This window comes from Streptomyces sp. NPDC002896, from assembly GCF_040295225.1.
Lineage (GTDB): Bacteria > Actinomycetota > Actinomycetes > Streptomycetales > Streptomycetaceae > Streptomyces.
In genome coordinates this window covers 26,579-52,352 of record NZ_JBEOVA010000037.1, presented here as the reverse complement: position 1 = coordinate 52,352, position 25,774 = coordinate 26,579, and the positions used below count along the sequence as shown (strand labels likewise).

Here is a 25,774-nt window from a genome sequence, read left to right as displayed (position 1 = left end):
GTGCGGACAACGATCCGACTCATGCTCATGCGCCTCTTTCACTGCCGCCCACACCGTGTGCCGGTGCTGCTGTGTGCACTGCTCGCCCTCGCGGCCGGGCCGGCTGCGGCTGCGCCCGACCCCGGTGGCCCGGGCGACTCGGGCGGCCCGAGCGCCGGCGCCGAGGTGGCACAGCTGTACGAGGACGCATCGGCGGCCGCCCAGCAGTACGAGACGACCCGGCGCGCGGCGAAGGCGCACGAGGCCAGGGCCCGGAAGCTCGAGGGGCTGCTCGCCAGGGAACGGCGGGAGATCGCGGCGTTGCACGGCGACCTCGGCCGGATCGCCCGCGCCCAGTACCGCAGTGGCGGGGGGCTCCCGCGGACCGCTCAGCTGCTGCTCGCGGACAGTCCCGAGGACCTGATCCGAGGTCAGCAGGCCGTATGGCAGGCCGACCTCGCCGTCGACAACGCGGTCTCGAAGAGCCGCAGGGCCGAGGCCCGGCTGTCGGCCGACGAGAAGAAGGCCGCCGCGGCTTGGCGCGCCCTCGCCGAACGGAACGGAAAACTGGCGCAGTTGAAGCGGGACATCGCGCAGAAGCTCGACCGGGCGCGATGGAAGCTGCAGGGCGAGGCGGACCGGTCGGCTGCGACGGGCAAGTGCCGCAAAGCCGTACGGCTCAAGCAGCGGAAAACGCGCGCCACGCGCGCGTGGGTCGCGCCGGTGAAGTCGTACAGGCTCTCCGCCGGCTTCGACAGCGTCGGGCAGCACTGGGCGCACCGGCACACCGGGCAGGACTTCGCCGTGCCCATCGGCACGCCGGTGCGTGCGGCGGGCGCGGGCAGTGTGGTGAGCGTCTCGTGCGGCGGCGCCTTCGGCATCGAGGTCGTGGTGCAGCACTCCGGCGGCTACTACACGCAGTACGCCCACCTCGCCGCCGTCACCGTCACCAAGGGGCAGCAGGTGCGGGCCGGGCAGTGGGTCGGGCAGTCGGGGACGACCGGGAACTCCACGGGGCCGCACCTCCACTTCGAGGTGCGGCTCACGCCGAACTGGGGCTCCGAGGTGGATCCGAAACGGTGGCTCAAGGAGCGCGGGGTGCGGCTCAGGCCGTGACGGGTGTGACGCCGGGACGACCGCGGCCGTCCAGCCGCTCCTGACCCCGACAAGTCGCCCCTACATCTCGGCCAGGATCTCCTCGATGACGATCGCCACGCCGTCCTCGTTGTTGGCGACCGTGTGGCCGGACGCGACGGCGAGCACGTCCGGATGAGCGTTCCCCATGGCGTACGAGGTGCCCGCCCAGGTGAGCATCTCCACATCGTTCGGCATGTCCCCGAAGGCGACGACCTCCTGCGGTGAGATGCCGCGCTCCGCGCAACACAGGGCCAGCGTGCTGGCCTTGGAGACGCCGGGGCCGCTGATCTCCAGCAGCGCACTCGGGCTGGAGCGGGTGATCGCGGCCTTGTCGGCCGCGTGCGCACGGGCCAGCGTCAGGAACTCGTCCGGGACGAGGGTCGGGTGGTGCGCGAGCAGCTTCAGCACGGGCTGGTCCGCCACGTCGCTGTCGTCGGCCAGCAGCTTCTCGGCGGGGGCGACGCTCTCGCCGGGGTCCAGGTGCAGGGGCGGATACGTCGGTTCGTGGTGCAGCCCGCCGGTCCGCTCGACGGCGAACGAGGTGCCGGGTGCGACGGCGCGCAGCGTGTGCACCACGTCGAGGGCGCTCGCCGGCTCGAGCGCCCGGATCTTGACGAAGCGGTGGCTGCCGGGGCCACCGTGCAGATCGACCACCGCCGCGCCGTTGCCGCAGATGGCGAGGCCGTGCCCGTGGACGTGGTCGCTGACGACGTCCATCCAGCGTGCGGGGCGGCCGGTGACGAAGAAGACCTCGATCCCGGCGGCCTCGGCGGCGGCGAGAGCGGCGATGGTGCGCTCGGAGACTGACTTGTCGTCGCGCAGCAGGGTGCCGTCGAGGTCTGTGGCGATCAGCCGAGGCGGTACGGAGAAGGCCGGGGTCCGGGGCCGTGCGGTAGCTGAGGTCACGCCCCCCAGTGTCGCGCATATGCCAGCACGGCCGTGCGCTGGGGCGCACATCTGAGACTTCTCGCACGCCGGGCCGGCCGACGGGCAGACCGCCGGGCCCGTCAGCCGAGCTGCTGGACGGCCTCGGTGGCGATCCGCTCGAAGATCTTCTGGTCCGCTGCGAAGTCCGATTCGGGGATGGGCCAGTGGATCACGATCTCGGTGAAGCCCAGCGCCGCGTGGTTGCCCGCGAAGTCCACGAAGGCGTCGAAGGAGTCCAGCGGACGGTCCGGGGTGAACCCGGTGAGCAGGATCCTGTCGAGTTCCGCGACATCGCGGCCCTGCGCCTCGCAGGCCGTGCTCAGCTTCTCGACCTGTCCGCGAATGGCTTGAAGCGACTGCTCGGGGGTGCCCGTCTCGAACAGCTTCGGGTCTCCCGTCGTCACCCATGCCTGGCCGTGGCGGGCGGCGAGCTTCAGCCCGCGCGGGCCGGTGGCGGCCACCGCGAAGGGCAGCCGGGGCCGCTGGACGCAGCCCGGTATGTTGCGGGCCTCGGACGCGGAGTAGAACGCGCCCTCGTACGACACGCTGTCCGCTCCGTCCTCGGTGAGCAGCGTGTCGAGCAGCTGGACGAACTCGGCGAAACGGTCCGCCCGCTCGCGCGGCGACCACGGGTCCTGGCCCAGCGCGGTGGCGTCGAACCCCGTGCCGCCCGCGCCGATGCCCAGCGTGATGCGGCCGTTCGACACGTCGTCGAGCGAGATCAGATCCTTGGCGAGCGTCACCGGATGCCGGAAGTTCGGCGAGGTCACGAGCGTGCCCAGGCGCAGCTGCTCGGTGACGGCCGCGGCGGCGGTCAGCGTCGGCACCGCGCCGAACCACGGCCCGTCCCGGAAGGTGCGCCAGGAGAGGTGGTCGTAGGTGTACGCGGCGTGGAAGCCCAGCTCCTCCGCCTGCTGCCAGGTGGCGCGGGCGCCATCGTGCCAGCGGCGGTACGGAAGGATCACTGTGCTCAGACGCAGACTCATGCCTCAGAGCGTAAGCGGGCGCGGAGCGTGAGTGCTGCCGGACCTTGTGCGGGAGCGGCCGGGACCGCCTTCGAGCAGGACCGATGCCGTCAGTGCGGTGCTGGAAACCGCAGGTATTCCGGGGGGACCGCCGCGGTGAGCCATACGCCGTTGGCGCTGACGCGGAACACGTGTCCGTCGCGGTGCATGGCCCCCGCGTCGACGGACAGCACGACGGGCTGGCCGCGGCGGGCGCCGACCCGCATCGCGGTCTCCCGGTCGGCGGAGAGGTGCACGTCGTGGCGGTTCATCGGCCGCAGTCCCTCGGCGCGGATGGCGGGCAGATTACGGGCGACGGTGCCGTGGAACAGATAGGCGGGCGGCGTCGCCGGGGGCAGTCCCAGGTCGACGTCCACGGTGTGTCCCTGGCTGGCGCGGATCCGGCTGCCTTCGATCGCGAAGCGTCGTTTGTCGTTGACGGCGACCACGTGGTCGAGCTCCTCCCGCGTGAGGCGGAAGCCGTGCGTGGCAGCGGCGGCGATCAGGGTGTCGATCTCGACCCAGCCGCCCTCGTCGAGAGTGAGCCCGATCCTCTCCGGTTGATGCCGCAGGTGCTTCGCCAGGTACTTCGACACCTTCACGGTGCGTCTTTCGTCCATCCGGCCAGCGTGCCCGTCGGGCGGCTCGGCGCGCACTCGGTTTTGACTCAGCCTTTCCGGCTCGCATGTTTGATCCACAAGCAACTGCGTTATCCACAGGGGAAATTGGAGAACCTGTGGACAACTGGCCTTAGGGATCAACATGTTTGATCAACTTTGCCGTCGGAGAGCTGTGTTGACGCCTGATTGGACAACTGATCCACTGATCTAGTGGGTTATGATATCGAGTGCGAAGTATGTGTAGAATTAGTCGGTATGCCCAACTCATTCCTCAACTCGCCTCAGTGGGACCTGAGGGGGACCCCTACGGGCCCGTACTACCGAAGTCTGACCACCGACCAACCCCCTGGTCTGACGACCGCCTTGAGCTGCGCCACTAGCTTCGAAGCGTGACTGTGATCGCGACCGAAAGCCTGAGCAAGCGGTTCCCGAGGGTGACCGCGCTTGACCGGCTCTCCGTGGACATCGGGCCCGGTGTGACCGGACTCGTCGGAGCCAACGGGGCCGGCAAGTCCACACTTATCAAGATCCTGTTGGGTCTGTCCCCCGCCACCGAGGGCCGCGCCGAAGTGCTCGGACTCGACGTGGCGACCAAGGGCGCCGCCATCCGCGAGCGCGTCGGCTACATGCCCGAGCATGACTGCCTGCCACCCGACGTCTCGGCAACCGAGTTCGTCGTCCACATGGCGCGCATGTCCGGTCTGCCGCCCACCGCGGCCCGCGAGCGCACGGCGGACACGCTGCGCCACGTCGGCCTGTACGAGGAGCGCTACCGACCCATCGGTGGCTACTCGACCGGCATGAAGCAGCGAGTCAAGCTCGCCCAAGCACTCGTACACGACCCGCAGTTGGTCTTTCTGGACGAGCCGACCAACGGCCTCGACCCCGTCGGCCGCGACGACATGCTCGGCCTGATCCGGCGCATCCACACCGACTTCGGCATCTCGGTCCTCGTCACCTCACATCTGCTGGGCGAGTTGGAGCGCACCTGCGACCACGTCGTGGTCGTCGACGGCGGCAAGCTGCTGCGCTCCAGCTCCACCACGGACTTCACGCAGATGACGACCACCCTCGCGATCGAGGTCACCGACAACGACGAACACCCTGACGGGACGCGCGCGTTGCGTGACGCGCTGCACGCGCGCGGGGTGGCCACCGGCGCCGGAGACGGTCTGCCGGGCGCCGGGCACACGCTGCTGCTCACCGCCGAGGGCGAGGACACGTACGACCTCGTGCGCGACCTCGTCGCCGATCTCGGCCTGGGTCTTGTCCGCATGGAACAGCGCAGGCACCACATCGCAGAGGTGTTCCGGCCGGACCAGGCGCAGCACACGGAAACGGACACGGACAGGGAGCGGAAGGAGGCGGTCCACCATGGCGGTTGAGCAGCCCCTCACGGGCACAAGTGAGCAGACCCGGATCCACAACATCGGCTACCGCAACTACGACGGCCCCCGTCTGGGCCGTGCGTACGCCCGCCGGTCGCTCTTCTCGCAGTCCCTGCGCGGCGCGTACGGACTCGGCCGCTCGGCCAAGTCCAAGGTGCTGCCCATGCTGCTCTTCGGCGTGATGTGCGTGCCTGCGGCGATCATGATTGCGGTCACTGTCGCGACCCAGCTCAAGGACCTGCCGCTCGACTACACGCGCTACGCGATCGTGATGCAGGCCGTCATCGGCCTCTACATCGCATCCCAGGGTCCCCAGTCGGTCTCGCGGGACCTGCGCTTCAAGACGGTCCCGCTGTACTTTTCGCGCCCCATCGAGCGCGGTGATTACGTCCTCGCGAAGTACGGGGCGATGGCCTCCGCCCTGTTCGTCCTCACGGCAGCGCCGCTGCTCGTGCTCTACATCGGGGCGCTGCTGGCCAAACTTGACTTCTCGGATCAGACAGTGGGTTTTCTGCAGGGGTTGGTCTCGGTGGCGCTGCTGTCGCTGCTCTTCGCCGGAATCGGTCTCGTCATCTCGGCGGTCACACCCCGCCGCGGCTTCGGCATCGCGGCCGTGATCGCGGTCCTGACCATCTCGTACGGCGCGGTCTCCACCCTCCAGGCCATCGCGCACATGCAGGGCAGCGACGGTGCGGTGGGCTGGCTCGGGCTCTTCTCGCCGATCACGCTCATCGGCGGCGTGCAGACGGCCTTCCTGGGCGCCACATCCGCCTTCCCCGGAGGGGACGGCCCCTCGACCGGCGCGGGCGTCGTCTACCTGCTCGTCGTCCTGGGCCTCATCGCCGGCTGCTACGGCATCCTCATGCGCCGCTACCGAAAGGTCGGACTGTGACGACGATCGACATCGACCACGCCTCACGCTGGTTCGGCAACGTGGTGGCCGTCAACGACATCACGATGACCGTCGGCCCCGGCGTCACCGGCCTCCTCGGCCCCAACGGCGCCGGAAAATCCACACTCATCAACATGATGGGCGGCTTCCTGGCCCCCTCCACCGGCTCCGTCACCCTCGACGGCCGGCCGATCTGGCGCAACGAGCAGATCTACCGGCAGATCGGCATCGTCCCCGAGCGCGAAGCCATGTACGACTTCCTCACCGGCCGCGAATTCGTCGTCGCGAACGCCGAGTTGCACGGCCTGAACGAACGCGCCGCCCAAAAGGCCCTCGCCACGGTCGAGATGGAGTACGCACAGGACCGCAAGATCTCCACGTACAGCAAGGGCATGCGGCAGCGCGTCAAGATGGCGTCCGCGCTGGTCCACGAGCCGTCCGTGCTGCTGCTCGACGAGCCCTTCAACGGCATGGACCCGCGCCAGCGCATGCAGCTGATGGACCTGCTGCGGCGCATGGGCGACGAAGGCCGCACCGTCCTGTTCTCGTCCCACATCCTCGAGGAGGTCGAGCAACTCGCCTCCCACATCGAGGTGATCGTCGCCGGACGACACGCGGCGAGCGGTGACTTCCGCAGGATCCGCCGGCTGATGACCGACCGCCCGCACCGCTATCTGGTGCGTTCCAGCGACGACCGCGCGCTCGCGGCCGCGCTGATCGCCGATCCGTCGACCGCGGGCATCGAAGTGGACGTCGCGGAGGGCGCGTTGCGTATCCAGGCCGTCGACTTCGGCCGGTTCACCGCGCTGCTGCCGCGCGTGGCCAGGGACCACGGCATCCGGCTGCTCACGGTCTCGCCGTCCGACGAGTCCCTCGAGTCCGTCTTCTCGTATCTTGTCGCGGCGTAGGAGGCCGAAGATGTACGACCCCACAGTCGCCCGGCTCACCTACCGGGCCCTGCTCGGCCGCCGCCGGGCCCTCATCCTCTTCGCGCTGCCGGCCCTGCTGATCGTGATCGCCGGGGCGGTACGCGCCCTCACCGGCGCCGACGACCAGATCGCCTCCGACGTGCTCGGCGGGTTCGCGCTCGCCACGATGGTGCCGATCATCGGTGTCATCGCGGGCACCGGAGCGATCGGACCCGAGATCGACGACGGCTCGGTGGTCTATCTGCTCGCCAAGCCGGTCAAGCGGCCCACGATCATCTTCACCAAGCTGATCGTCGCCATCGCCGTGACCATGGTCTTCTCCGCGATCCCCACATTCGTCGCCGGACTGATCCTCAACGGCAACGGCCAGCAGATCGCCGTCGCCTACACGGTCGCGGCGCTGGTCGCCTCCATCGCGTACGCCGCGGTCTTCCTGCTGCTCGGCACGGTCACCCGGCACGCGGTGGTCTTCGGACTCGTCTACGCCCTCGTCTGGGAGGCCCTCTTCGGGTCGCTGGTAGCCGGGGCGCGCACCCTCAGCATTCAGCAGTGGTCGCTCGCGGTGGCCCAGAAGGTCGCCGGCGGAGAGCTGGTGACCTCGGATGTCGGGCTGCCGCTCGCGACGGTTCTGCTGGCGGGCGTCACGGTGGCCGCCACCTGGTACGCGGGGCAGAAGCTGCGGACGCTGACGCTGGCCGGGGAGGAGTGACGCGGGGCGCGCACGTGCCGGTTCTGCGATCTCTGCGGTCTTGACGGCGATCTTGACGGCGCTTTCACCCTCCCGCCCGGACACTGGGTGGGAGGCGAGCGCTTCCGCCATGCAGGAAGGAGCCACGATGGCATCGGAACCGAAGCCCGAGCGGCGGGCCGGGGAGGGTACGCCGGGCGAGCCGCCGGGCGAGGACTGGGACGCCGTCGTCCTCGACGAGGCGTTCATACGGTCCGCCGGAGCGTCCGAGCCGTCGGCCCGCGCACGTATGCTCGCCGCCCGCTGGCGCAACCAGCCGCCGGAGCCGGAGCCGTGGCGTACCGATGAGCCTCCGGCGGGGTGGTTCTGGAGCCGGGCGCGGCGGCGTAGGTGGCGCAGGGGCTAGGCGGTCGGCTCGGTCGGTTCGGTCGGTTCGGTCGGTTCGGAAAAAAATAGGTGGCGGCCAACTTCTCGTATCGGCAGAGTAGTTGTGTCCACGACGCCGCCACTGGCGCCATCATCTGGGAGAGGAGCGCGACGATGTTCATGAGTAGTCCGTCGAGCTCCCGGCAGGGCAGCCCGCGGCAGGCTTCGGAGTAGTCACTGCACTCCGTGGAGCCGCCGCGCGGGAGTTGCCCGGGGCGGCCGCTTCGAGCGCGCGATTCGTTCGCGCGGGCCGCCCACCCGGAGGATTGGCCGAGTGGGAAGGCACCGGCTTGCGCTGTGTTTGATCAACAGCAAGTCGTGGTCGGGGTGACCCCCGCGCGCGTTCGATCCGCGCATCCTCCGCGAGACGCTTCGCTGTGATTTGGCGGGGTTCTCTGTTGTCCTGTGGACGTTGTACGTCGGGTTGGCGTACATCGTGGGCTGTGCCCACCCTTCCCCAAGCTCTCGGCTTCTCCCCCAGTGCCTTAAGGGCCTGGGAGGTACCCCCAGAGCAGGGGGACCCCCATCGCCCTGCGGAACGCCTGCCCACAGTGGAACGGCTTACGTCAGTAGGCGTTCCAGGACCACGGCGATGCCGTCCGTCTCGTTCGACGTTGTTTCCTCGTCCGCCACTGCCTTCAGTTCCTGGTGGGCGTTGGCCATGGCTACGCCGTAGGAGGCCCAGGCGAACATCGGGATGTCGTTGGGCATGTCGCCGAAGGCGATGGTGTCCGCGGGCCGGGCGCCCAGGCGGCGGGCGGCCAAGGACAGGCCGGTCGCCTTCGACAGGCCCAGGGGGAGCAGTTCGACGATGCCTTCGCCGGCCATCGTCACGCCCACCAGATCGCCCGCGGTTTGCAGAGCCACCGAGGCGAGCTCGTCGTCAGTGAGCCCCGGGTGCTGGATGTACAGCTTGTTCAGCGGTGCCGACCACACATCGGCGATATCGGTGAACGGGACGTAGGGCAGCGGACCGTCGTGCGTTTGGTAGCCGGGGCCCACCAGTACCTGGCCGTCGATGCCGTCGCGGCTCGCGGCCAGCGCCAGCGGGCCGACCTCCGCCTCGATCTTCGCCAGCGCCAGTCCGGCGACCCGGCGGTCCAGGGTCACTGAGGTGAGCAGACGGTGCTCGCCCGCGTGGTAGACCTGCGCGCCCTGGCCGCACACCGCGAGGCCCTCGTAGCCGAGGTCGTCGAGGATGTGCCGGGTCCAGGGCACGGCCCGGCCGGTGACGACGATGTGTGCGGCGCCCGCAGCGGTGACCGCGTAGAGCGCCTCACGCGTGCGTGCCGACACCGTCTCGTCGGAACGCAGCAACGTTCCGTCGAGATCGGTGGCGACCAGCTTGTAGGGAAAGGGGACGGCGGAGGGAGCAGCGGAAGCGCTCACTTGGCGACCGGCTCCAGAAGCTCTCGTCCGCCCAGATACGGACGCAGCACCTCCGGCACCCGCACGGAACCGTCGGCCTGCTGGTGGTTCTCCAGGATCGCGACGATCGTGCGCGGTACGGCGCACAGCGTGCCGTTGAGCGTCGCCAGCGGGCGGATCTGCTTGCCGTCACGGACGCGGATCGACAGGCGGCGGGACTGGAACTCGGTGCAGTCCGAGGTCGACGTCAGTTCGCGGTACTTGCCCTGCGTCGGGATCCAGGCCTCGCAGTCGAACTTCCGGGCGGCCGAGGAGCCCAGATCGCCCGTGGCCACGTCGATCACGCGGAACGGCAGCTCCAGCGAGGTCAGCCACTGCTTCTCCCACTCGAGGAGACGCTGGTGCTCGGCCTCCGAGTCCTCCGGTGCGACGTACGAGAACATCTCGACCTTGTCGAACTGGTGCACGCGGAAGATGCCGCGGGTGTCCTTGCCGTGCGAGCCGGCCTCGCGGCGGAAGCAGGGCGAGAAGCCCGCGTAGCGCAGGGGCAGCCGGTCGGCGTCGATGATCTCGTCCATGTGGTACGCGGCGAGCGGCACCTCGGACGTGCCGACCAGGTAGAGGTCGTCGTCGTCCAGGTGGTAGACGTCCTGCGCCGCCTGGCCGAGGAAGCCGGTGCCGGCCATCGACTGCGGGCGGACCAGCGCCGGGGTGAGCATCGGCGTGAAGCCGGCCGCGGTGGCCTGGGCGATCGCGGCGTTCACCAGGGCGAGCTCGAGCAGCGCGCCGACACCGGTGAGGAAGTAGAAGCGCGACCCGGAGACCTTGGCGCCGCGCTCCACGTCGATGGCGCCGAGCGTCGTGCCGAGCTCCAGGTGGTCCTTGGGCTCGAAGCCCTCGGCCGTGAAGTCACGGATGGTGCCGTGCTCCTCAAGGAGCCTGAAGTCGTCCTCGCCGCCGACCGGGACGTCGGGGTGCACGAGGTTGCCGAGCTTGAGCAGCAGCTCCTGGGTCTCGGTAGCCGCTTGGTCCCGTTCGGCGTCGGCCGCCTTGACGGCGGCGGCGAGCTCGCCCGCCTTCTTCAGCAGCTCCTGCTTCTCGTCGCCGGAGGCCTTGGGGATGAGCTTGCCGAGGGACTTCTGCTCGGAGCGCAGCTCGTCGAAGCGGACGCCGGACGACCTGCGCCGCTCGTCGGCGGAGAGCAGGGCGTCGACGAGCTCGACGTCCTCTCCACGGGCGCGCTGGGAGGCGCGAACACGGTCGGGGTCCTCACGAAGCAGGCGAAGGTCAATCACACAGCAAGGCTACCGGTGTGCGCTTCCCGCTCACGAACCGATATCTGGGTATGCGCGTTATGAGCGATATGCCGGAATGGGAATTCGGGCTGGGGTGGGCGGATGTGCGCCGGGGAGGCGACATCGCAGCGTACCGTCAATAAAAGGGGCGCGATTCCCTGAATCGGGGCAGAGGTGATGCGGCGCCTTGACTCGACTCCCTTGCGACGGGCGGCAATTGAGGGCCCGTTGTCCACAGGAATCCACGCCCCGAAAAGTTATCCACAGCCTGTGTGCAAGATCTGTGGATGCCGGAAGTGATCATTCCGAAAGCCGCAACTGGGGCGACGGATTCCCGGCTCAAACCGCCCGCGGGTCCACTTTCGGGTGGAAATAGCTCACCCCAAAGAGTTGATCAAGTGAAACGGGTGGACGACAGGTGATGTGGGTGCGGGTGGAGGGACTTGGGGGATGGAGAGCGATTTGTCGACTGTGTCGCACGTATCGCACTTCGTTGTCGACTTGTCCCCAGGTCGAGAAGCCAACCTGTGGATAACTGCTGTGGATGAGGAAAATCTGCAGGTAGGACCGTAGGCAGTACCGGTGGATAACTCTTCCGTCGGATCCGTCGGATCCGACGGATCGGTCAGAACCGCCCGTCCCGGCAGCGCGTCAGCCAGTCCGACGCCTCCGCGAAGTCGCCGTCGGACGTCCCGGGCCGCAGCCCCCGCACGTCCTGGGGTGAGACATCGGCCTGGGGATACGACCCGAGGAACCGCACCTTGAGGCAGATCCGCTTGAGCCCCATGAGGGCCTCGCCGACCCGCGGGTCCGAGACGTGCCCCTCGGCGTCGATCGCGAAGCAGTAACTCCCGATGCCCTCGCCGGTCGGCCGGGACTGGAGCAGCACCAGGTTGACCCCGCGTACCGCGAACTCCTGGAGCAGTTCCAGCAGTGCACCGGGGTGGTCGTCGCGCTGCCAGATCACCACCGACGTCTTGTCCGCCCCGGTCGGGGCCGCGGGCCGGGCGGGGCGGCCGACCAGCACAAAGCGGGTCTGCGCGTTCGCCGCGTCGTGGATCTCGGTGACCAGCGGCTCCAGGCCGTACGTCGCCGCCGCGAACTCACCCGCGAAGGCCGCGTCGTAGCGGCCCTCCTGCACCAGCCGCGCCCCGTCGGCGTTCGATGCGGACGACTCCCACACGGCGTCCGGAAGGTTCGCCGCCAGCCAGTTGCGGACCTGCGTCTGCGCGGCCGGGTGTGCCGTCACCGTCTTGATGTCGGCCAGCTGCGTGCCGGGCCGGACCAGCAGCGCGAAGGTGATCGTCAGCAGCACCTCGCGGTAGATCATCAGCGGCTCGCCCGCGATGAGCTCGTCGAGAGTCGTGGTGATGCCGCCCTCCACGGAGTTCTCGATCGGCACGAGCGCGGCTGCGGCCTCCCCGGCGCGTACGGCGTCCAGAGCTGCCGACACGCTCACCATGGGCACGAGCTCCCGCGTGGCGGCTTCCGGGAGCTTGCGGAGGGCGGCCTCGGTGAAGGTGCCTGCGGGGCCGAGATACGTGTAGCGGGTGGCGGACATACCGTCACCCTAATGCCCGCCGCCACAGAGGCTTCCGCGCGCCGCCTCCGACCCCGCCCCGATCACGCCTCCAGCAGCCGTTGCCCCACGTACTCGCCCTTGGGCGCGCCGCCCGGCACGGCGAAGAGGCCGCTCGACTCGTGCCGGATGAACTGCGACAGGGCGTCGCCGCGGTCGAGCTTGCGCTGTACCGGTACGAAGCCGCGCAGGGGGTCCGCCTGCCAGCAGATGAAGAGCAGTCCCGCGTCCGGTACCCCGTCCGCGTCGAAGCCGTCGTGGAACGAGAACGGCCGGCGCAGCATCGCGGCCCCGCCGTTCTGGTCGGGCCGGGTGATGCGGGCGTGCGCATTGATCGGGATGACGAGATTGCCGTCGGCATCGGTCTTCTCGAGCTTCGGCTCGGTCGTCTCGCCGCCGCCGGTGAGGGGCGCGCCGTCGGACTTGCGCCGCCCTATGACGTTCTCCTGGTCCTTGGCGGAGAGCTTCTCCCAGTCGTCGAGGAGCATCCTGATACGGCGTACGACGGCGTAGGAGCCGCCCGCCATCCAGGACGGATCGCCGGAAGCGGGCACGAAGATCCGCTTGTCGAAGTCGGCGTCTGCCGGCTTCGGGTTGTTCGTGCCGTCGATCTGGCCCATCAGATTGCGGGCCGTCATGGGGCGAGCGGTCGCGCCGGGCGAGCGGTTGAAGCCGTTCATCTGCCAGCGGACCCGTGCGACGCCTGCGGCCTCCGTCTGGACGGCGCGCAGTGCGTGGAAGGCGACGAGTGCGTCGTTCGCGCCGATCTGCACCCACAGGTCGCCGTTGCTGCGCGCCTTGTCGAGATGGTCCGAGGAGAAGTCCGGCAGCGGATCGAGGGCCGCCGGACGCTGCTTCTCCAGGCCCGTGCGGGAGAAGAAGGTGTAGCCGAAGCCGAAGGTGACGGTCAGGGACGAGGGCCCGGCATCGCGTGCGACGTCGGTGTCATTGCTTGCCGCGGCCTCGCCCGCCATGAGCCGTTCAGCCGTCGCCGACCAGCGACGCAGCAGCGCGGCCGCCTCCTGGCGGCCCGCACTCGCCACCAGGTCGAACGCGATGAGATGGCCGTGGGCCTGCATCGGCGTCGTGATGCCTGGCTGATGTTTCCCGTGAAACATCACCTTCTCCGAGCCGAGGGAGGTGAGAGCCGCGGCGGTCGTGCCGCTCGAGCCCCCATCGGACCCGGAGGACGCCACGGCGTACCCGGCGGCACCGCCTGCCGCGCCCAGCGCAATGCCGGTGGCCCCGGCCGTACCGAGGAGCCGTCGGCGGGAAATGGACTGGTCAGGCATGATGTTCAGCCGATCTTCACGGTCTTGTTGACGGTCACCTGGTCGATGTCCGAGGTACGCACGGTCACGGCGACCTTCCAGTCGCCCGCCATCGGGATCTGCACCCCGCTTGCGCTCCAGTGCCCGGTGAGGAGGTGGTCGGGGGTGACGGGCAGCGGTCCGATGTTCTTGGACGTGAGCGTGAAGGACACCTTGACCTCGGGAATGTCGAAGGCCTGGCCGTTCGGGCGCTTCACATAGACATGCATCTCGTTGCTGCCGGTCCGGCCCGGTGTCAGATCGAGCGACACGGTGCCCTTGCCGTCCTCGCCGCCCGTGTCGAACGGAATGTCCAGGGAGACGGGGCCACTCAGTTCGGATGCGGCGCTGGTGGCGCGTGCGGCCTCTTGCTCCGTACGGCCCGGCTCGGTCGACGTCAGCACCGTGGTGACCGCGAGCAGCACCACGGCGACGCCGGCTTCGGCCAGCACGGAGCGGCGCAGGCCGAAGCGGTGCGGATCGGCGTCCCGGATGCGCTTCTTGCGTGCGGTGGCCATGGCGGCCTGCTGGCGGGCGAGCTGGGCGGCGCGTGCGGTGTCGCTGTCCGCCTTCCTGCTCGAGGCGGCCGGGCTGCCCGGGCCGTCGGCCGCTGTCTCCTTGGCGGACCCCGGTCCCTCGGCCGGCACGGTGACGCGCTCGCTCGTACGGTGTGCGGACGCGGCCTTCGCGGGAGTTTCGACCTCCAGCCCGTCCTCGGTGTCCACACCCTGTGCGTCCGTGAGCCGCGCCGTCCAGCGGCGGGAGATCCAGGCGATGCCCACCAGTACCGCGACCAGCCCGATCTTCACGAGCAGCAGCTGCCCGTACGCCGTATCGGTGAAAGCCGACCACGAGCCGAGCTGGCGCCACGACTGGTAGATGCCGGTCGCCACCAGCACGGTGACGCTGCCGAGCGCGATGCGCGAGAAGCGGCGCACCGCGGAGGCCTCGATCGAGGGCGCGCGGTACAGCGACACCAGCAGCGTCGTCAGACCGCCCAGCCAGGCCGCGACCGCCAGCAGATGCAGCACGTCGACGGGCATCGCGAGCCCCGTCTGGATGCCGGTCGAGGCGTGCTCGGCCATGGCCCAGGTGGCGGCGAGGCCCGCCGCGACGACGGCGCCGCCGAGGGCGAGGCCGAAGGCGAGGTCGCTCTTCTGACTGTCGGTCTCGCCTCGGCTGTCGGTCTCGCCTCGGCTGTCGGTCTCGCCTCGGCTGTCGGTCTCGCCTTGGCTGTCGGTCTCGCCTAGCCGGTCGGCACCTCCGCCACCGGCCGCTTCACCCTCCGCGGCCGCCTCACCGTCGTGGTTCTCCTCATGCCTGACGTACGCCCCGAACAGCACCGCGATGAACAGAGCGGCCGCGGCGAGCAGCAGCAGGCGTGAGCTGAGTGCCGCGCCCGTCTTGGTCTGCAGAACCGTGCCGAGCTGCCCCATGTCGAAGACGTCCGCGAGCTTCCCGGAGCCGGTGTACGCGCCGCGCATAAGCAGCATCGCCAGGGTGGCCGCCGTCAGCGCGAGCCAGCCGGAGACCACGACCCGCTGCACCGCCCGTACTCCGGCGCCGCGCGGCCAGCAGGCCAGTACGAAAGCGGCCCCGCCCACCATGACGATGAACCCGGCATACGACACATAGCGCGCAAAGTTATAGAGCCCGCCGACGACACCGCCGCCCGCCGTCTCGTCCCCCAGCGCGACCGAGGTCTTGGACGGCGCGCCCACGGAGAACGTGAAGGCGCCGGAGACCGGGTGGCTGTCGGCAGACACCACCTGGTAGGCGACGGTGAAGGTGCCGTCGGGCAGCCCCGAGTGCAGCTTCACGCTGTAGACGTCACTCCCGAGGTTCTCGGGTTCGCCGGTGTCGACGCGCTTGCCGGCCGGGTCGAGCACCCGGATCGAGCCGTCCGACATCGCCACGTCCTCCGAGAACGTGAGCGACACCTGCTTCGGCGCCGTGGCGACCACCGCCCCCTGCTTGGGGTCGCTGCCGAGCAGCGCGGCGTGCGCGGAGGCGGGCGCGGCACCGGCGAGGAGCGCGCCCGTCACGGCGAGCAGCAGCATCAGAAGATGCCCGAAGCGGGGAGCGATGGACCTCATGGACTCTCCGTCCCTCTGACTGCGTCTCAGTGCTGGCTTGACGGGTTGTACGTGGCGTCCTTCACCGGCACCTCAACGGTGATGGTGCCGGACTTGACGAAGTGCAGTTCGACGGAGACCTTCTCGCCCAGCTTCGGCCTGTGCGTGAGCTCGTCGAACATCACGTGGTTGCCGCCACGCGCGAAGTCGAGCCTGCCCCCGGCGGGTATGTCGAAGGACTTCTGCTCCTTCATCGCCCCGCCGTCGGTGGTGTGGAGGGTGACGTCGGCGGCTATGTCGCTGGTGACGGAGGTGAGCTCGTCCGCGCCGCCCGAGTTGGTGACGGTGAAGTACCCCGCGGCCATGTCGGCCGTCGGCGGCACCGGCATATACGCACCGCTCACCTTCAGATCGGGCTTCTTCGAGGCCGCGGCCGTCTGCGCCGAGCCGTCGCCGGAGCCGCAGCCGACGAGCACGAGCCCGGCGGCGACGACCAGCGCACCGCCGGCCACGAACACCGTCGGGCCGCCGGCGCCGACCCTCGTGCGGAACCCGCGCCTCACGGCGTCTCGCCCTTGATCAGCTTCGGCAGGTCCTTCGTGTAGTCGTCGACCGTGGCGTCCTCGCCGTACAGGACATAGCCCCCGTCGGTCTTCGGGGAGAAGGCGACGACCTGGGTGCCGTGCACGGAGATGATCTTGCCGTTCTTGTCCTTGTGCGGGGCCTCGATGGAGATGCCGAGCTGCCGTGCGCCGGCCTGGATGGTGGGGAAGTCCCCGGTCAGGCCGATGAAGTCGGGGTCCTGTGCCTTGAGCCAGCTGGCGAGCGCGGACGGGGTGTCCCGCTCCGGATCGGTGGTGACGAAGACGACGCGCAGCTTGTCCTGCTCGGCCTTGGGCAGAGCCTTCTTGGCGACCGCGATGTTGCTCATGGTCAGCGGGCAGACGTCGGGGCAGTGGGTGTAGCCGAAGTAGATCAGCGTCGGCCGGCCCTTGGTCTGCTCGCGCAGGTCGTACTTCTTGCCGTGGGTGTCGGTGAGGACCAGGTCGGGCTTGGTGAACGGCTTGTCCAGCACGGTCGCGGCCTTGTCCGAGCTGCCCGACTCCACGGACACCTCGGCGACGGGCTTCTTGCCGTCGTCGCCGCTGCCGCATGCGGAGAGGGTCAGCGTTGCCGTGGCCAGCAGCGCGGCGGCGAGGAGGGTGTTCTTGCGCATAGGAAAATGTCCCAGATGTGAGGTGTCCGGTGGGCACCGGGGTCGTTCCGCTCTCGTCGGCACGACCCCGTGCCCACCGGGAGGTTGCTCAGCTGCCCAGCCGCTCGCCGTGCGCTCGGCACACGAGAGGCATGCGCAGCCGCCGGTCCGTGATCAGCTGCTGGTGCGCCGGCGACCGGCCAGCACGCCGAACGCGACGCCCGCCACGCCCACGGCGATGCCGACGATGCCGAGGACGCGTGCGGTGGTGTCGCTGGAGTCCGCGGAGGCGGCCGTGGTCTCGGTGGCGCCCGAGTCCGACTTGGCGTCGTCCGAGGCGGCCGTGGAGTCCGAGCTGCTGCCGTGGTGGTTGTCGGTCGCCGCCGACAGCTCCAGCACCGGCGCCGGGTTCTCCGGCTCCTCCTGGCCCTCCTGCTGCGGCTCGATCCAGCGCACGACCTCCTTGTTGGAGTACGTCTGGATCGCCTTGAAGACGAGCTCGTCGGTGTCCTCGGGCAGTTGGCCGACGGAGAGCGGGAACTTCTGGAAGTAGCCCGGCTCGATGCCCTTGCCGTCGGCGGTCCAGGTGACCTTGGTGACGGCCTCGGTGATCTTCTCGCCGTGCATCTCGAGCGGCTTGTCGAGCTTGGACTTGGTGACCTCGACCTTCCAGCCGTCCATGGGCTGGGGCATCACGGAGGCGAGCGGGTGGTCGGTCGGGAAGTTCACCTCGAGCTTGGTCGTCGAGGCGTTGTCGCGCTCGTTCGGCACCTTGAAGTCGATGACGGCGTAGCCGCCCTTGGCGGCCTCGCCCTCCGGCTGCACGCTGACGTGCGCGAAGGCCGGGGCGGAGAGCAGCAGGACGGCGGAGCCGGCCGCGGCGCCGACGACGGACAGCCGGGAAACCTTCAGAGGCTTCATGTAGGAGAACACTCCACTTCAGCGGTGTTGTCGATGGTGAGGAAGTGGCGCGCCCATGGGCACGCGCGCGTGCCGCACGGCACCTCCTCCGACGAGTGGAGTGGTGCGCGTGTCAGGCAGCGAGAAGGAACGCGGCCGCGGACGGCGGCCCGCGCCTGATCACCGTGTGCTGAAGTGCGGAGATACGCGGCTTCGGGTGCCGGAGCAGCGCGGTGCGCGGGGCACGCGGACCCGCCTCGGGCGCCGTCGGGAGCCCGGTGAGCAGGGCGCGTACGAGCGCGAGGGCGCGGCGCAGTGACCGTACGCGCGCCGCTTCGGCGACTCCGTGCGCGGACAGCCGCACAAGGCGCCCCAGTGCGAGGTCGCCACGTCGCAGCAGCCAGCTGGCGACGACGGCCGCGAGCACGTGCCCGAGAAGCATGGGCAGGGACGGCAGCAGCGAGGCTGTGGAGCCGGTGGCCGTGGACGCCGCTGCCGTGTGGTGGTGGAGGGACTGCACCGGTTCGAGGCCCGCGCCCGAGAGGATCCGCTGGGCCTGGGCCGGGCTGATCGCCGCGGCCCCCGCGCCGCACACCAGCCGTGCGGCCCGCTCCACCAGGGCGGCATCGGTCACCGCCGACGACGACCCCGAGCCCGCCGAAGACGCGCCGGCGACACCCGCGGCGGTCTGCACACCGCCCTGGGCGAAGCCGAACAGCGTGTGCAACGCGACCTGGCCCACTGCCAGCACCGCGGCGATACCGGGCAGGGCGCGCTCGCGCCCGGCGAACGGCGCCGCGACGGCGAAGACGGAGAGGAACGCCACCCCGAGCGCCCACAGCGGGAGCGTGTCGCAGGACGCGAGCACATGGCCTGCCGCGGACAGCGCGACGCAGACCGCGGTGAACACCGCGGCCCTGAGGATCCGGAGATCGACTCCGTCGTGCGCCGTGCGCTGGCGGGGGGCAGTCATGGCCGAGCCATCATCCCACTGGCCCTGACCGCTCCGTACGGCAGGTCCGCAAGGTCACGCCACGCCCGGAAGTTCACGATATGTAAGGAATGATCCTTTGTGGCTCCGCCTCCAGCCCGCCCGCCATACACCGGCCTGCCCAGCCGCCGCATCCGCCGTCTGAGCGGCATTCACGTCAACCCTGTGCTTACTTCGTGCGCTTGTGGCAATACGTATCGGTATGTCGAGCCGCAGCCAGGAGGCTGGAGCATGAGCATGTGGTGGTCCCTCCATTTGCGGCGTGAAGCTGCGAGCGTGCCGCTCGCCCGGCGCCTGCTGATCGGGACGATGGAGACCGCAGGCGTGGACCCCGATATCTCCTACGATCTATCCGTCGCTCTGAGCGAGGCCTGTGCCAACGCCGTGGAGCACGGAGGGGGAGCAGCCCCCGGCGGATCGTCGGGGGCGTACCGGGTGACGGCCTACCTCGACGGCGAGAAATGCCGCATCGAAGTCGCCGACTCGGGCCCCGGATTCCCTGCCGGACGTGCCCGCCCACCGGCACGCCCGGCCCCGGGCGACGCCGAGCACGGCCGAGGGCTGTGCCTCATCCGGGAGCTTGCCGATCATGTGCAGTTCGGCAACATGCCGGGCAGAGGCGGCGCGGTGGTCAGCTTCGACAAGACCCTGAAGTGGCGGGAAGACGCGCCGCTGATGTCGGTGTAGCCCGGGAACAGCTGAAGGTCCGGCCCCATCGGCACCTAGGACATCCACAGCTTGCGCCAATGTCCTTGCGAGGAATCGTCCCTAGCGTCCCGTCATATGACGGGAAAACACACTGACAGGTCCATCACCAGACGCCGTGCCCTCGCCGTCGGCGGCGGCGTGGCCGGAGCCGGCGGCCTCGCGCTCGCCGGGTACCAGGGAGCCTTCGCCGACGAGGTGAGCGACTCGGCCACGTCCACCGCATCGGCCACAGCGTCCAGCACGTCCAGCGGGCAGTGCGTCCTGATGTCCAGCGTCACCGAAGGGCCGTACTACCTGGACGGCGCCCTCGTGCGGAAGGACATCACCGAGGGCAAGGCGGGCGTCCCGCTGACCCTCCGCATCACCGTCCAGGACACCACCGAGTCCTGCGGGCCGGTCGCCGGAGCGGCAGTCGAGATCTGGCACTGCGACGCCTGGGGCTACTACTCGGGCTACACGACGGCCAACCCGGGCGGCAGCGCCCCGGCCGAGAGCGAGGACGGCTCGACCGCCAACGACCAGACGTACCTTCGCGGTTACCAGATCGCGAACGAGGACGGCGTCGTCAAGTTCGAGACGATCTTCCCCGGCTGGTACACGCCGCGCACCTGCCACATCCACGTCAAGGTGCACACCGGCGGCGAGAAGGAGGACGGCACGTACGAGGGCGGCAAGGTCAACTACACCGGCCAGCTGTTCTTCGACGACGACGCCGCCGAGGCGATCTTCGCGCTGGAGCCGTACTCGAAGCACTCCGGTTCCTACACGAAGCTCGACGACGACATGGTGTACGACGGCGGGGGTGCGTCCAGCGGGCTGCTGACCCTCAAGCCGGTGCACAAGAAGGACCCGTCGAAGGGCTACAAGGGGTTCATCACCCTCGGCATCGACCCCGATGCGGAGAACGACGGCGCGGGCAGCGGTGGTGGCGGCGGCACGCCCCCGAGCGGCGCCCCGGGTGACGCTCCCAGTGGTGCCCCGAGCGACGCCCCGAGTGACGCGCCCAGCGCCTCCGCGTCCACCTCCTCGTAGCCGTAGTGAAACGCGTAACCGTATGAAAACTGTCATGGAACGCAAGGACGAGGCGCTTGCGGCGGCCGCCGTGGACGCGCTGATCGAGCAGCTCCGGCTCACCCCCAAGCCGGGACTGCCCGACGCCCGCGACCTCGAGGCACTCGCCACCCGCCAGGACCTGAGCGCTCTGCGCTGGTCGGCCAAGGCGCTGGCGCCCGGCCTCGCGGCCATGGCGGCGGCCGCGCGCCGCATCGGTGAGCCCGGCCGCGCCCTCCGCGAGGAGCTCGGCGCGATCGGCCGGGCCACCGAGCGCTCGGCACGGCTGGCGGGCGCCGGCCACCGCGGGGCGCTGTGGACGCTCGGCCTGCTGGTGGCCGCGGCCGCCCTGGAGCCCCGGGCCGTACCGCGCGACATCATGGCGACCGCCAAGCGCATCGCGGCCCACCCGGACCGCCGCGCCCCGCGCCGTCCGTCCGTGGGCTCGACCGTCTCCGCCAAATACGGTGCGGCGGGCGCACGCGGCGAGGCCCGCGCCGGTTTCCCGCACGTGCGCCGCGCGTCGGAGGCGCTGGCCAGGGCAGGCGCCGACGGGCCCTACTCCCGGCTGGACGCCCTGCTGACCGTGATGTCCACACTCCAGGACACCGGTCTGCTGTACACCGCGGGCCCGCACGGGCTGCGCCGTGTCCAGGCGGGAGCCCGGGAGGTGCTCGAGGCGGGCGGAACCGCCACCGACGAGGGCCGGGCGGCGCTCGTGGAGTTCGACGCCGGCCTGCGCGACGACGATCTGCACCCCCGCGGCAGCGGTGGCCTGCTGGCCGGCGCGCTCTTCCTGAACTCCCTGCCGGTCATGCCTTCCCCCGCGTGACCGGCAGGGCCGTACCCCGAACCCCGGGTACGACTGTGGCCGGGCACCCCCATAGTGCCCGGCCACCTCATACGAACGTGCTGCTCAGCCCTTGAGCTTCGCCATCCACAGCTCGACCTCGTCGGAGCGGCGCGGCAGCCCCGCCGACAGGTTCCGCTTGCCGTCCTCGGTCACCAGGATGTCGTCCTCGATGCGGACGCCGATGCCGCGGTACTCCTCCGGCACCGTCAGATCGTCCGCCTGGAAGTACAGGCCGGGCTCGACGGTCAGGCACATGCCGGGCTCCAGCGTGCCGTCCACGTACGTCTCGGTCCGCGCGACCGCGCAGTCGTGGACATCCAGGCCGAGCATGTGGCCGGTGCCGTGCAGGGTCCAGCGGCGCTGCAGGCCGAGCTCCAGGACGCGCTCGACCGGGCCCTCGACGAGGCCCCACTCGACCAGCTTCTCGGTGAGCACGCGCTGGGCGGCGTCGTGGAAGTCGCGGTACTTGGCGCCCGGCTTCACGGCCGCGATCCCGGCCTCCTGGGCCTCGTACACGGCGTCGTAGATCTTCTTCTGGATCTCGGTGTACGTGCCGTTGATCGGCAGCGTGCGCGTGACGTCGGCCGTGTAGAGGGTGTGGGTCTCCACGCCGGCGTCCAGCAGGAGCAGCTCGCCGGAGCGCACGGGACCGTCGTTGCGCACCCAGTGCAGGGTGCAGGCGTGCGGGCCGGCGGCGCAGATCGAGCCGTAGCCGATGTCGTTGCCCTCGACGCGGGCGCGCAGGAAGAACGTGCCCTCGATGTAGCGCTCGCTGGTCGCCTCGGCCTTGTCGAGGACCTTCACGACGTCCTCGAAGCCGCGCACCGTCGAGTCGACGGCCTTCTGCAGCTCGCCGATCTCGAACTCGTCCTTCACCAGGCGGGCCTCGGAGAGGAAAACCCTCAGCTCCTCGTCGTGCTCGCCCGTCACCTTGTCGGTGAGGGCGGCCTCGATCCCGGCGTCGTAACCGCGCACGACCCGGACCGGCCCGGTGGCCTCGCGCAGCTTGCCTGCCAGCTCGCGCACATCGGCGGCGCGCAGGCCGTACAGCTGCCCGGCCTCCGTGAGGGAGTGGCGCCGTCCGACCCACAGCTCGCCCTGGCCGTCCAGCCAGAACTCGCCGTTCTCACGGTTGGAGCGCGGCAGCAGATAGATCGTCGCCTCGTGGCCGGTGGCCGTCGGCTCCAGGACCAGGACGCCGTCCTCGGTCTGGTTCCCGGTGAGGTACGCGTACTCGACGGAGGCGCGGAACGGGTACTCGGTGTCGTTCGAGCGGGTCTTCAGATTGCCCGCGGGAATGACGAGGCGCTCGCCCGGGAAGCGCGCGGAGAGCGCGGCGCGGCGGCGGGCGGTGTGCTCGGCCTGGGCGATCGGCTGCAGGCCGCGCAGCTCGGTGTCGGCCCAGCCGGACTTCATGTTCTCGGCGAGCTCATCGGAAACGCCCGGGTACAGGCCGTTCTTGCGCTGCTTGATCGGCTCTTCGGCGTCGGTCTCCGGCTCCGCTGCGATAGCAGCGGAATCCAAAGCCTCCGGAAGCTCGTCGGCCACGGTCATCCTCCTTGATACGGCACTGGACCTTCCCCCAGGCTCTCGGTTGTTCCCCCCAGTGCCTTAAGGGCCTGGGAGGTACCCCCAGAGCAGAGGGGACCTCACCATCGTACGGCCGCAGGTAAGGGCGCCCAGGGCCGAAGGACCTGTCACGAGGCACTCTGACGTGAGGGGGCTCGAGCCCACTCAAGCGGCTCAATCGAAGCGGGCCGCCAGCAGCACCACGTCCTCCTCGCTGTCGGCCTCGGCGAGCCCGCCCGGCAGCATCTGGCGCAGCACATGGTCGGCGATGCCGCCGGGGTCCTGGCGCAGCAGCCGCGGCACGCTCGCCGCCGCCGCGTGCAGCCGCGCGAAGGCCCGGTCCATCGGATCACCGGTGCGGTGCAGCAGTCCGTCGGTGCACAGAAGCACCGTTTCTCCAGGCTCCGGCCGGATTTCCACGCTCGGCGCCTCCCAGCAGGCCAGCATTCCCAGCGGCGCGGACAGCGAGGTCTCCACGAACTCCGTGCGCCGCTCGCCGACGATCAGCGGCGGGCTGTGCCCGGCCCCCGCCAGCGTGATCTTGCGCAGCGCGGGTTCGCAGTACGCGAACAGGGCGGTGGCGCTCCGGGCCGGCTCGGTCAGCCGCAGCAGCAGCTCGAGATCGGACAGTACGGCGACGGGATCCTCGCCCTCCATCACGGCGTACGCCCGCAGGGACGCCCTCAGCCGCCCCATCGCCGCCACCGCGCTCGGCCCGGAACCGGTGACGGAGCCCACGGCGAGCCCGAGCGCGCCTTCGGGCAGCGGCAGCGCGTCGTACCAGTCGCCCCCGCCGCGCGGGCCCGTGCGATGGCGGGCGGCGAGATGCACTCCCGCGACCCGGGGCAGCCGGGTGGGCAGCAGCTCGCCGGTGATGGTCGCCACCGTCGAGCGGGCCCGCTCCAGTTCGAGCAGCCGGGCCAGATGCTCGGTGGCGTAGTGCGCATAGCGGCCGACGAGGTGCCGCTGCCGTTCGACGGGCTCGGCCGGTTCGTCGTACAGCCAGACCACCGCGCCGAGCAGGCCCGCCCCATCCGTGGCCAGCGGCAATGTGTAGCTCGCGGCGAAGCCGAGGCGCGCCGCGACCGCGCGGTGGCGCGGATCCAGCTCCTCCTCGGCGAACAGATCGGGGTGCGCGATCTCGGCATCCCCGCCCGGCAGCCCCTCCAGAATCCGGCCGTACGAGGTGGAGCTGCGCGGCACCGTCTCCATGTGGCCGAGATCGGCGCGGCCCAGGCCGAGGCCGATCGTGGTGTCCGGGCCGCGGCCGTCGGCCGGCTCCAGGACGACGAGACCGCGGCGGGCGCCGACGAGAGCGGCTCCGGCGTCCAGCAGTTCGTGCAGGGCGCCGTCCAAGGACGCCGTGCGGGCCAGCCGCTCGGTGAGTTCGTGCAGCGTGGTGAGGTCGGAGACCCAGCCGGCGAGCCGGTCCTGGAGCACGGCGCAGGGATCGCTGTGGGAAGCGGCGGAGGGGGAATCCGATGCGGAGGATGCGGGCGCGACAGTGTGTGCTGGTGGTGGAACCGTTGAATCGATTCCAGCCACTTTCGGAAGGTGCGGGGCGTTCATGGCGTCCGGCTTCCGGGACGGTGCGTATTGCCCAATAGCATCGCAAACCCCCATGTCAATCTGCGCCGCTAGCAGTGTCTCCACATCTACACGCACTCGTGAGGGGATGTCCAGCATTGTCCTGCTGGGATTCGTGGTGTCCATGAGATGCTGGCAACGGTATGAACTTGGCTAAAAATTGCCCCAGGTAACGGCATATTGCGGTCGACTGGTTCCGTTCGACGGAGCGTCATCGCGGTTGTGATGGGTACGTACTCGGTGAAGGCCAGGGGCAGTTGGGACCGTCCCGGAACCTGGCGCCGGAGCCGGGCGTCTTAACCACCGACGACCGTGACCCCATCCTCCCGTGGTGGAGGCGGCGAGAACCACGCGCGACGGCAAACGCCAGGCGCCGCCACCCCACGCCATGCTTTTAATGGACGCAGCCGACGCTTGGCTGCAGCGGCTAATCGGGGTTTCCCCCTGCCTCGGGCTGGGGTGTGATGCGCCTGCTTGTACGCACAGTAAGTGATGCACACATGGTGTGACGTGACCCTCGGCGTTCAACGGAAAGGAACGAGCGCTCATGCGCGAGATCCTCGGAAGGCGACGCAGGATCCTCTCCAGGCGAACCAACGGCAGGCCTGAGTTGATCAGCGCGGCCCTGACCTTCGCGACCGCATGGCAGTGGCCTGTACTCCCGGGCGTGGGGCTCCGGACGCGGGGCGGTGCCCTCTGCGCCTGCCCGGACCCGGAATGCACGGTGCCCGGCGCTCATCCCTTCGACCCCCCGCTCCTTGCCGCCACCACCGACGAGCGCATGGTGCGCTGGTGGTGGACCAACCGGCCGGAGGCGCCGATCGTGCTCGCCACCGGAGGCCGTGCCCCGTGCGCGGTCAGCCTGCCGGCGCCCGCGGCGGCCCGTGCCCTCGCGGAGCTCGACCGCAGGGAGGTGCGCCTCGGCCCTGTCGTCGCGACCCCGGAGCGCTGGTTCCTGCTGGTCGCGCCGTACTCCCTGGAGCAGCTCGGCGAGCTGCTGTACGCCAAGGACCACGTGCCGGGATCGCTCCGCTTCCACGGAGAGGGCGGCTATCTGCCACTGCCCCCGTCGGTGACCGGCCAGGGCGAGGTCCGCTGGGAGCGCGCCCCGCTTCCCGGCTCCGCGGCCCCCTGGGTGCCCGACGTCGAGGCCGTCGTGGACACCGTGGTGGAGGCCCTCACTCGTACGGGTGTGAGCGCGCCCGAGTTGTAGGGGCAACCGGCGCGCGGCGAACTGTGCATGTGCGAACCGCCGTTATCTTCGGGCCATGCTCTGTCTCCCCGGGGGGCGCTCCCCGGATCTC

24 protein-coding genes and 1 tRNA gene are annotated in these 25,774 nt (G+C 70.1%); 11 read left to right on the top strand and 14 right to left on the bottom strand.

The genetic code is table 11. The annotated features are described in order from the left end of the window. Positions 1-27: 27 nt before the first annotated feature. Positions 28-1,095 carry a M23 family metallopeptidase gene (locus ABT009_RS39970; RefSeq protein ID WP_351306360.1) on the top strand — a complete coding sequence of 356 codons (1,068 nt, stop codon included), beginning with the start codon at positions 28-30 and terminating at the stop codon, positions 1,093-1,095. 60 nt (positions 1,096-1,155) lie between these two features. Here ABT009_RS39970 and ABT009_RS39965 read toward each other — a convergent pair whose 3' ends face one another. The 3 genes from ABT009_RS39965 to ABT009_RS39955 all read right to left on the bottom strand — a co-directional run bounded on the left by ABT009_RS39965 (position 1,156) and on the right by ABT009_RS39955 (position 3,667). Beyond that, positions 1,156-2,022 carry an HAD hydrolase family protein gene (locus ABT009_RS39965; RefSeq protein ID WP_351306340.1) on the bottom strand — a complete coding sequence of 289 codons (867 nt, stop codon included), beginning with the start codon at positions 2,020-2,022 and terminating at the stop codon, positions 1,156-1,158. A 101-nt stretch (positions 2,023-2,123) separates the two neighbouring features. Beyond that, on the bottom strand, positions 2,124-3,029 hold the full coding sequence (locus ABT009_RS39960) for an LLM class flavin-dependent oxidoreductase (protein WP_351306338.1): 906 nt from the start codon (positions 3,027-3,029) through the stop codon (positions 2,124-2,126). Positions 3,030-3,118: 89 nt separating this feature from the next. Further along, positions 3,119-3,667 carry an RNA 2'-phosphotransferase gene (locus ABT009_RS39955; protein ID WP_351306336.1) on the bottom strand — a complete coding sequence of 183 codons (549 nt, stop codon included), beginning with the start codon at positions 3,665-3,667 and terminating at the stop codon, positions 3,119-3,121. 395 nt (positions 3,668-4,062) lie between these two features. On the opposite strand from ABT009_RS39955, the gene ABT009_RS39950 reads away from it, so the two are divergent. The 6 genes from ABT009_RS39950 (at position 4,063) to ABT009_RS39925 (ending at position 8,353) form a co-directional block, all read left to right on the top strand. Next, positions 4,063-5,052, top strand: coding sequence for an ABC transporter ATP-binding protein (locus ABT009_RS39950; protein WP_351306358.1), 990 nt, complete (start codon positions 4,063-4,065; stop codon positions 5,050-5,052). Beyond that, entirely contained in the window at positions 5,042-5,947 is a 906-nt protein-coding gene (locus tag ABT009_RS39945) for an ABC transporter permease (RefSeq protein WP_351306334.1), read from the top strand. The genes ABT009_RS39950 and ABT009_RS39945 overlap by 11 nt, the downstream gene beginning before the upstream one ends. Next, positions 5,944-6,855, top strand: coding sequence for an ABC transporter ATP-binding protein (locus tag ABT009_RS39940; RefSeq protein ID WP_351306332.1), 912 nt, complete (start codon positions 5,944-5,946; stop codon positions 6,853-6,855). The genes ABT009_RS39945 and ABT009_RS39940 overlap by 4 nt, the downstream gene beginning before the upstream one ends. Before the next feature lie 10 nt (positions 6,856-6,865). Beyond that, entirely contained in the window at positions 6,866-7,585 is a 720-nt protein-coding gene (locus ABT009_RS39935) for an ABC transporter permease (RefSeq protein ID WP_351306330.1), read from the top strand. A gap of 127 nt (positions 7,586-7,712) precedes the next feature. Then, positions 7,713-7,970 carry an SGM_3592 family protein gene (locus ABT009_RS39930; RefSeq protein ID WP_351306328.1) on the top strand — a complete coding sequence of 86 codons (258 nt, stop codon included), beginning with the start codon at positions 7,713-7,715 and terminating at the stop codon, positions 7,968-7,970. Between the two features lie 280 nt (positions 7,971-8,250). Next, positions 8,251-8,353 (top strand) — tRNA-OTHER (locus ABT009_RS39925). A 198-nt stretch (positions 8,354-8,551) separates the two neighbouring features. Here the strand turns inward: ABT009_RS39925 and ABT009_RS39920 are convergent. The 9 genes from ABT009_RS39920 to ABT009_RS39880 form a co-directional block, all read right to left on the bottom strand. Further along, positions 8,552-9,379, bottom strand: a complete 828-nt coding sequence (locus ABT009_RS39920; RefSeq protein WP_351306326.1) for an HAD family hydrolase — start codon at positions 9,377-9,379, stop codon at positions 8,552-8,554. After that, positions 9,376-10,653 (bottom strand): serine--tRNA ligase, encoded by a 1,278-nt coding sequence (gene serS / locus ABT009_RS39915; RefSeq protein WP_351306324.1) that lies wholly within the window; start codon positions 10,651-10,653, stop codon positions 9,376-9,378. The genes ABT009_RS39920 and serS overlap by 4 nt, the downstream gene beginning before the upstream one ends. A gap of 625 nt (positions 10,654-11,278) precedes the next feature. After that, positions 11,279-12,214, bottom strand: coding sequence for a prephenate dehydratase (pheA, locus tag ABT009_RS39910; protein WP_351306322.1), 936 nt, complete (start codon positions 12,212-12,214; stop codon positions 11,279-11,281). Positions 12,215-12,276: 62 nt separating this feature from the next. Then, complete coding sequence (gene efeB / locus ABT009_RS39905; protein ID WP_351306320.1) at positions 12,277-13,524, bottom strand: iron uptake transporter deferrochelatase/peroxidase subunit; 1,248 nt, start codon at positions 13,522-13,524, stop codon at positions 12,277-12,279. A 5-nt stretch (positions 13,525-13,529) separates the two neighbouring features. Beyond that, a complete protein-coding gene (locus ABT009_RS39900) occupies positions 13,530-15,638 on the bottom strand; it encodes a copper resistance CopC/CopD family protein (RefSeq protein ID WP_351306318.1) in 2,109 nt (702 codons plus the stop codon). Positions 15,639-15,664: 26 nt separating this feature from the next. Continuing rightward, on the bottom strand, positions 15,665-16,180 hold the full coding sequence (locus tag ABT009_RS39895) for a copper chaperone PCu(A)C (protein WP_351306316.1): 516 nt from the start codon (positions 16,178-16,180) through the stop codon (positions 15,665-15,667). Next, a complete protein-coding gene (locus ABT009_RS39890) occupies positions 16,177-16,833 on the bottom strand; it encodes an SCO family protein (protein WP_351306314.1) in 657 nt (218 codons plus the stop codon). Before ABT009_RS39890 ends, ABT009_RS39895 begins: the two co-directional genes overlap by 4 nt. A 153-nt stretch (positions 16,834-16,986) precedes the next feature. Beyond that, positions 16,987-17,733 carry a YcnI family copper-binding membrane protein gene (locus ABT009_RS39885; RefSeq protein ID WP_502990052.1) on the bottom strand — a complete coding sequence of 249 codons (747 nt, stop codon included), beginning with the start codon at positions 17,731-17,733 and terminating at the stop codon, positions 16,987-16,989. Positions 17,734-17,845: 112 nt separating this feature from the next. Beyond that, entirely contained in the window at positions 17,846-18,685 is an 840-nt protein-coding gene (locus tag ABT009_RS39880; RefSeq protein WP_351306312.1) for a hypothetical protein, read from the bottom strand. Positions 18,686-18,934: 249 nt separating this feature from the next. Between ABT009_RS39880 and ABT009_RS39875 the strand changes: the two genes are divergently transcribed. The 3 genes from ABT009_RS39875 (at position 18,935) to ABT009_RS39865 (ending at position 21,293) form a co-directional block, all read left to right on the top strand. Further along, positions 18,935-19,390, top strand: coding sequence for an ATP-binding protein (locus ABT009_RS39875; RefSeq protein ID WP_351306310.1), 456 nt, complete (start codon positions 18,935-18,937; stop codon positions 19,388-19,390). Between the two features lie 96 nt (positions 19,391-19,486). Next, on the top strand, positions 19,487-20,443 hold the full coding sequence (locus tag ABT009_RS39870; protein WP_351306308.1) for an intradiol ring-cleavage dioxygenase: 957 nt from the start codon (positions 19,487-19,489) through the stop codon (positions 20,441-20,443). A gap of 34 nt (positions 20,444-20,477) precedes the next feature. After that, a complete protein-coding gene (locus ABT009_RS39865) occupies positions 20,478-21,293 on the top strand; it encodes a triphosphoribosyl-dephospho-CoA synthase (protein WP_351306306.1) in 816 nt (271 codons plus the stop codon). An 84-nt stretch (positions 21,294-21,377) separates the two neighbouring features. On the opposite strand, the gene ABT009_RS39860 is transcribed toward ABT009_RS39865, so the two are convergent. Both ABT009_RS39860 and ABT009_RS39855 read right to left on the bottom strand, forming a co-directional pair. Next, positions 21,378-22,868: an aminopeptidase P family protein gene (locus tag ABT009_RS39860; protein WP_351306305.1), complete on the bottom strand. Its 1,491-nt coding sequence runs from the start codon at positions 22,866-22,868 to the stop codon at positions 21,378-21,380. Positions 22,869-23,057: 189 nt separating this feature from the next. Beyond that, positions 23,058-24,569 carry a PP2C family protein-serine/threonine phosphatase gene (locus tag ABT009_RS39855; protein WP_351306354.1) on the bottom strand — a complete coding sequence of 504 codons (1,512 nt, stop codon included), beginning with the start codon at positions 24,567-24,569 and terminating at the stop codon, positions 23,058-23,060. Positions 24,570-25,017: 448 nt separating this feature from the next. On the opposite strand from ABT009_RS39855, the gene ABT009_RS39850 reads away from it, so the two are divergent. Then, positions 25,018-25,683 (top strand): bifunctional DNA primase/polymerase, encoded by a 666-nt coding sequence (locus tag ABT009_RS39850; protein WP_351306303.1) that lies wholly within the window; start codon positions 25,018-25,020, stop codon positions 25,681-25,683. Positions 25,684-25,774: the final 91 nt, after the last annotated feature.